Source organism: Methylobacterium sp. GXF4, assembly GCF_000272495.1.
Taxonomy (GTDB): Bacteria; Pseudomonadota; Alphaproteobacteria; order Rhizobiales; family Beijerinckiaceae; genus Methylobacterium; species Methylobacterium brachiatum.
Genome location: NZ_AKFK01000008.1, coordinates 1 through 4,496, shown reverse-complemented (window position 1 = coordinate 4,496; position 4,496 = coordinate 1). Strand labels below are relative to the sequence as shown.

4 protein-coding genes are annotated in these 4,496 nt (G+C 70.0%); all 4 read right to left on the bottom strand.

Going from position 1 to position 4,496, the window contains the following annotated elements:
* Positions 1 to 225, bottom strand: a 225-nt coding sequence (locus WYO_RS32005) for a hypothetical protein (RefSeq protein ID WP_210160727.1), incomplete at its 3' end; no start/stop codon positions are given.
* Positions 222 to 1,964, bottom strand: coding sequence for an ABC transporter ATP-binding protein (locus tag WYO_RS01435; protein WP_007558168.1), 1,743 nt, complete (start codon positions 1,962 to 1,964; stop codon positions 222 to 224). The genes WYO_RS32005 and WYO_RS01435, both read right to left, overlap by 4 nt.
* A 10-nt stretch (positions 1,965 to 1,974) precedes the next feature.
* Positions 1,975 to 2,679, bottom strand: a complete 705-nt coding sequence (gene fhuF / locus WYO_RS01430) for a siderophore-iron reductase FhuF (RefSeq protein WP_007558166.1) — start codon at positions 2,677 to 2,679, stop codon at positions 1,975 to 1,977.
* Positions 2,676 to 3,866: an MFS transporter gene (locus WYO_RS01425; protein ID WP_128754906.1), complete on the bottom strand. Its 1,191-nt coding sequence runs from the start codon at positions 3,864 to 3,866 to the stop codon at positions 2,676 to 2,678. The genes fhuF and WYO_RS01425 overlap by 4 nt, the downstream gene beginning before the upstream one ends.
* Positions 3,867 to 4,496: the final 630 nt, after the last annotated feature.

Here is a 4,496-nt window from a genome sequence, read left to right as displayed (position 1 = left end):
GCCCGCCGCTACGGCGGCATCGGCTTCATGGCCCGCGAGATCCCGGGCGAGGTGCCGTGCATCCTCGCCGAGGTGATGACCTAGCGCCTGCAGCCTACGGAGATCATCCTGTGCCGTCCTCGCGAGCGCGGCGAAGCGACCCCGTGCCGCGCGCGATCCCCGAACCTTGGCGCTTCCCTGGTTTGCTTCGCTGCGCTCGCCAGGACGGATGAGGCCGAGCCTCACTCCGCGGCGGTCGCCGATACACCATCCGCTCCGAATTGCGCCGCGTGCAGGCGCCGGTAGACGCCGTCGGCATCGAGCAGCGCCGCGTGCCGCCCCTGCTCGACGATGCCGTCCTCGCCCAGAACCACGATGCGGTCGGCGTCGCGGATCGTCGCCAGCCGGTGGGCGATGACCAGCGTCGTGCGTCCCCGCGCCAGGTCGGCGAGCGCCTGCTGAATCTCACGCTCGGTCTGCGTGTCGAGGGCGGAGGTCGCCTCGTCGAGGATCAGGATCGGCGGGTTCTTGAGGAACACCCGGGCGATGGCGATGCGCTGCTTCTGCCCGCCGGAAAGGCGCACGCCGCGCTCGCCCACCACCGTGTCGAGCCCGGCGGGGAGGCCGTCGATGAGCGCGCCGAGCCGGGCGCGACGGGCGGCCTGGTCGATCTCGGCCTCGCTCGCGTCGAGGCGGCCATAGGCGATGTTCTCGCGGATCGTGCCGGCGAACAGGAACACGTCCTGCTGCACGATGCCGATCTGCCGCCGCAGGGAGGCGAGGGTCAGGTCGCGCACGTCGATGCCGTCGATCGTCACCCGCCCCGCCGCGACCTCGTAGAAGCGCGGCAGCAGGGCGCACAGCGTCGTCTTGCCGACGCCCGACGGGCCCACGAACGCGACCGTCTCCCCGGCCGCAATCGTCAGGTCGAGGCCGGCGAAGATCGGGCGGCCGGTATCGTAGCCGAAGCTCACGCCCTCGAAGCGGATGTCGCCGCGCAAGGCTCGCGCCTCGATCGCATCCGGACGATCGACGATGTCGGGCTCGGTCGCGAGCAGTTCCTGGTAGCGACGGAAGCCCGCCACCCCCTTGGGGTAGGTCTCGATCACCGCGCCGATCTTCTCCAGCGGGCGGTAGAACACGCCGACCAGCAGGAGGAAGCCGACGAAGCCGCCGGCCGTGAGATCGCCGCGGACCACGAAGGCCGCGCCGCCGAGCAGCACGGCGATCTGGACCAGGCGCAGGCCGAGATAGTTGATCGACAGGCTGGCCGCCATGAGGCGGTAGGCTTCGAGCTTGGTGTCGCGGTAGCGGGCGTTGTCGCGGGCGAACAAGGCGCGCTCGTGCTGCTCGTTGGCGAAGGCCTGCACGACCCGGATCCCGCCGACATTCTCCTCGATGCGGGCGTTGAAGGCGCCGACCCGACCGTATTGCGTCTGCCAGTTCCGGGTCATCCGCCCGCCGTAGCGCAGGCTCACGAAGGCGATGACCGGCAGGATCGCGCCGGTGATCAGCGCGAGCGTCGGGTGAACCCAGACCATCAGCCCGAAGGCGCCGACCAGCGTCATCACGGCGATGAACAGGTCCTCGGGCCCGTGATGGGCGACCTCGCCGATCTCCTCGAGATCCTTCGTCACCCGGGCGACGAGGTGGCCGGTCTTCTGGCCGTCGTAGAACCGGAACGAGAGCTTCTGCAGGTGGTCGAAGGCCCGGGCCCGCATCGTCGTCTCGATGTTGATGCCCAGCACGTGGCCCCAATAGGTCACCACCACCATCAGGCCGGCATTGGCCACGTAGACCAGCGCGAGGCCGCAGGCCGCCAGCAGGATCAGGCTCCAATCCTGCTGCGGCAGCAGCCGGTCGACGAAGATCTTCACCGCGATGGGAAAGCCGAGCTCCAGCAGGCCGGACAGGACCGCGCAGCCGAAATCCGTCAGGAACAGCGCCCGATGCGGCCTGTAATAGGCGAGGAAGGCCTTCAGCATGATCCGCGGGTCAGCGCTCGGTGGCGCGTTCGAGGGGGCAGAGCGCCCCACAGGACGGGACGCCCGGAAGGCGGTGACGCAGGCAGCAGACGCGCCGCCGGCGGCAGCCCGACGCGTCCGCGCACAGGGCCTGCGCGAGGGGGTTCCTACCGCAGGCGAGGTCGCCGCGCCATCCGAGCCGTGTCGCGGCCGCCGGGCAGGTCGGCTCGCCCGCGCAGCCCAACTCCCCGGCGACGTAGTCGAGGATCACCGCGGCGTTCCCCCATAGGACCCGGGGGGCGATCCCGCACCTTGCGTGGCACATGTCGACGAAGGGGCGCAGATGGCCCTCGACCAGGCCCGCGAGGCCGGACGCGCAGCCGGACCGGCAATCCGGCGTCTCTGCCGGGACCAGGAGGCGGGCCGGTCGGCCGGCGTCATCGAGTTCGAGGCGCGTCGTGTCGAAGGCGAGCGGCAGGGGACGCCCGAGACAGGCCAGGGCGGTCAAGGCCGGCGTGGCGAGGGCGGCCAGATAGAACTGGCTCCAGTACGAGACGAGGACGCGTCGGTCGACCGCACCGTAGCCCGCTCCGAAGGTCGAGAGGGTCGTCTCGAACACTCCGGGATCGCGCAACGCGGCCACCGGCAGCGCGGTCGCCCCGCCGGGCCCGACGGCGACACCGTGACGGTACGTCTCCAGCGACGCGGGAACGCGCGCGGCGATCTCGTCAATCATCGCGTCCCCGCCCCGTCGGCCCGGAGGGTCCGATCCACCGTCACCAGCAGCCAGGCCACCGCCGCCGCGTAGAGGGGCAGCGTCGCGCCGAAATAGGACGGCCATCCGGCCCATTCGGCCAGAGCCGGGGCGGCGACCCGCAGGGGCATCGCGGCAAAGAAGGCCGCGCCGAACAGCAGCGCGTAATCCGTGGCCGGCCGCGGCCCCTGCGCCCAGCGGTAGATCATGTTGAACACCGGAACACCCAGGATCCCGCCACATAGGAAATTCAGGATCGTCGCCGCGATCGCCAGCTCCACCGCGCCGGCCGCGCAGGCGGACGCCATCAGGCCGCCGGAGACCAGGACGCCGAACGCCCCGCAGGCGATCAGCCGCACCGTGCCGAAGCGTGCGGCGAGGCCGCCCGCGACGAGCGCCATGACGAGGTTGATGGCCGGCAGGACAGTGCCGGTGAGAAAGCCGACCTGCGCCAGCGGCACGCCGAGGTCGAGGAGGGCCAGCGTGTTGGGGCCGGACAGCAGGTAGGAAGCGGCGAAATACGCGCCCAGCACCAGGATCCGCGCCGCAAGCGCGCGCAGCCGCGCGAACGAGCCCGACCACCGCTCGGGTACGCCGCCGACCCCGTGGAGACGCGCCTCCGGGTAGCCGAGGATCGGCAGGAGGCACAGCGCGTCCAGGGCCGCGCAGGCCAGGACCGCCAGGCGCCATCCGAGGAGATCGTAGGACCCGACCAGGATCCCGACGCCGAGAATGCCGCCGAGGGACGCGCCGCAGAGCTTGGCCGAGGCGACGAAGGCCCGCCGCTCCGCCGGCACGGTCTCGACGACCAACGCCTCCAGCGCGATGTCCATGGTGGCGACGCAGGCGCAGGCCGCGACCGCCAGCAGGAGCAGCGCCAACAGCGGCCAATGCTCGCCGAAGCTGAGGACGCCCAGGAGCAGCACCGTCGCACCCTGGGCTGCCACGATCCACCCGACGCGGTGATCGAGGAACGGCAGGCGGACCCGGTCGAGGACGGCGGCCCACAGGAAGGTGAGACCCACCGGCAGATTGATGAGCTGCAGCAGCCCGATCTCGGCCAGTTCCAGGCCCCGGACCCGCAGGATCAGCGGCGCCCCGCCGGACAGGAAGCCGAGGGTGGCGCCGAAGGTCATGTACAGACAGAAGAACGGCGCCAGCGGGCGCATGCCGGACCACGACCTGCCCAGCCGCACCCGAACGCTCCCGACGGCGGCGGGGCTCACCACCTGCAGCATCGCGCGCCCCTGCGGAAGGGACGGCGCTGACCCGCCCTACGGTGACGCTCGGACCCCGGACCGTGCTGACTTCGCCAGTTTATAATCAAACTAATTCAATATTATGCCTCTGATCATTCATTTAGACGTGACACAAGGCTCTGAGCAAGGCGATCGCGCCGGCAAATCCATAGCAACGACTCGGCAGAATGGGTGCCGATAGAACAGCTCATCTCACCCGGGGACGACCTGTCGATGGACCGCCCGCGACGCTCATCGTCCGCGCAGGCCTGCCGCGGGGACGAAAACGCTCAGTGGCTTTCCCCGGTGTCATCGCGCCATCGCGGCTCGAAAGTGCGGCTCGCGCCCAGCAGGTCCCTCTCGGAATGATAACGGGCGGGAGAAACAGGCGAGACGGGTGTGCTGATAGCCGAAGTTTGTCGGCTCGCTCTTCGCCAAGCCCTTGATATCGCTGACAGCAGATTTTGGGCGCACACCGAGTGTGTCGGCCTCCGAGTGCAATGTTTGTCGGTAGGGTCAAAAGAACCCACCGGCATGCTTCTGACCTGACCGGTATTTTGG